The following is a 2,337-nucleotide window of genomic DNA, read 5'->3' as shown; positions in this document are numbered from 1 at the left end:
AACCTAAGTCGATTCGACTTAGGTTTTTTTGTGTTTATTTTTACTTATTAAATGTCATAATCCATACATTTAATAATCGTAAAGAGGAAAAAGGATGAAATAAAGACTGTTTAAAATAAATTTTGGGCGATAATGCCGTTAAGGGTTATATATAAAGTATATGTTTAAATGTTCTTTTAAGGTAATAATTACCTTTTTATGTTAATTAAGTTGTAGTATGATTAAAAGTATTTTACTTTTCATATAATGTTTTTTCGTTTTTAAAGGATTTCACCCATCAAAAAATCTATAATTAAGGTAGTTAACATATATTTTTTGATAGGTGTGAGGGATTTTATGAAAGAAATATGCATGTTATTAATGGCTGTTATATTATGGGGGACAGCTATTGCACCAACAAAGTGGGCATTAGAATCTATTCAGCCATTTACTTTGTTATTTATTCGTCTTTTATTCGCTGGTGGAATCTGTTTGCTGTTCTCATTTAAACAATTAAAAAGATCAGTTGCACATAAACAAGTCCCGTGGAAAAGAATGAGTTTACTATCTTTTACTGGCGTAGCTGGGTACTTTATGTTCACATCCTACGGTATTTCTTTAACAAGTGGATTGCATGTTAGTATTATTGATGCTGCTTTACCGTTAGTTACAATTCTGTTTTCTGCGTTCTTTTTGAAAGAAAAAATTCAGCTTAATTATTGGATAGGTATTGCATTGGGTGGTGTCGGAGTACTTCTTATTACAATTCCATCTAGTAACGTTGATCAGGAAGTATCTTTAATAGGAGATATCCTTATTTTATTAAGCACTTTCTTATTTGCTTTCTATACAGTATTGCTGAAAAGACCAAATCAAGAACAGTATCTATTAAACAAGGTTTTTACAACATTAACTTTAATTATTGGGGCTGTTATTCTATTACCATTTGCAATGGCAGAAACTTTTTACTATGGTTTCCCAGAAATCGAAACATGGAAGATGGGATTTAGTGTAATGTATCTTGTTATCGGGGCAACGATTTTAGCGTATTGGTTTTGGAATAGAGCACTAGAGACAGTCTCGGCATCAGTAAGTGGATTATATTTAAATGCATTACCGTTAATAAGTATTGTTGCCTCAATTGTTCTATTGAATGAATCTTTAACGTGGAGAATAATAATAGGCGGTAGCTTAGTTTTATTTGGAGTGATATGGGCAGATAAGCAAAAAATAAGTAGGCTATTAAAGAGAAATAACTTGAATAGTAAGGACTGCTAAGTAGCATGCTGTACATAGTTTAAATATAAAAAACACCTTATATATATTAGGTGTTTTTTTATATTTGGCAAAGATAATAGATTGAAATCAGTATGGGTACTCTCTACTATATCTATACGTATTGAAATCATTTTGAAATATTGTTTGAACGAGTTGTATACATTCGGTATCATAAAAACTTTCGAAAGTAGGGTAGCGAGGAAATAAAGGATTAGTAATATCTGCTTCGCTAAAATTTCCTTTATAGATCATGGCGGGAGTTTGATGATGCCATGATGTTGAGAACGTATTTATTGGAGCGGTTTTTAATTCGAAACGTTTTTCTAATGCCTTTATTTCCTGATCAAAGTTTTCTAAGTATATATAATTGGTCACATATTCTTCTTCATTAGCTATATATTGTTGTGTGAAATGCGGGTTAATATCATTTGCCTGAGCACGATTAATAAATAGATAGTATAGAAATTGTTTAAATGAGAGCCCTTTGGAGGAATTTTCATCTTGATATAGAAACTTTCGGATGGGCTTCCATTGGGGATTTTCTATATAAGGAGGTGCAATTAAGGATACGAAGGAACTGACTGCTCTCTTATAAGGATTACGAACAAGTTTAAAAGTTTCTTTCTGTTTTTCTCGTAACGCGATACCTAGTCGTAGACTATAGGCAGGTGCATTTTTGTATATATCATATTCATAATTATGAATGAAAGAGCTATAACTTAGAGCTGTTTGTAATAAATCAATCTGGTAAAAGAACCACTTGGCAAGAGAAGTACAACCACTTTTTTGGCTCCAAAATAGTATGATAGGAAAATTCTTATGATAATGTGGATTTCTTGAATGGGCATTGATGATGTGTAATAAGGGAGGGTCGAACAATCTCTACACCCCTTTCAGATATTTTAAATATATGTATGAAAAATAAAGAGGAATATGAGTAGCTGTTTCATCTTTTCTAAAAAAGTGAAAGATTAATATTGACTATTACCGAATAGAGGTGTAGTATAGAACAAGTCGCCGATGCAATAACGCAGAACACGACAAACGAAATAAAAAAACTTAGTTGACATTAACTAACGA

The 2,337-nt window shown here is 31.5% G+C and carries 2 protein-coding genes; one reads left to right on the top strand and one right to left on the bottom strand.

Going from position 1 to position 2,337, the window contains the following annotated elements:
- Positions 1–336: 336 nt before the first annotated feature.
- Positions 337–1,257 carry a DMT family transporter gene (locus ACQVV1_RS29605; RefSeq protein ID WP_431169927.1) on the top strand — a complete coding sequence of 307 codons (921 nt, stop codon included), beginning with the start codon at positions 337–339 and terminating at the stop codon, positions 1,255–1,257.
- Positions 1,258–1,344: 87 nt separating this feature from the next.
- Here the strand turns inward: ACQVV1_RS29605 and ACQVV1_RS29600 are convergent, their stop codons facing one another.
- Positions 1,345–2,136: a sulfotransferase family 2 domain-containing protein gene (locus ACQVV1_RS29600; protein ID WP_242256842.1), complete on the bottom strand. Its 792-nt coding sequence runs from the start codon at positions 2,134–2,136 to the stop codon at positions 1,345–1,347.
- Positions 2,137–2,337 lie beyond the last annotated feature (201 nt).

Source organism: Bacillus basilensis (assembly GCF_050630465.1).
In the GTDB taxonomy this organism is placed as follows: Bacteria; Bacillota; Bacilli; order Bacillales; family Bacillaceae_G; genus Bacillus_A; species Bacillus_A basilensis.
The sequence above is the reverse complement of the archived record's forward strand: the minus strand, read 5'-3'. Positions and strand labels throughout refer to the sequence as shown.

What these genes read in the sequence shown, in the direction of transcription:
- ACQVV1_RS29605 (WP_431169927.1), top strand. Translation starts at nt 337, where the DNA reads ATGAAAGAAATATGCATGTTATTAATGGCTGTTATATTATGGGGGACA.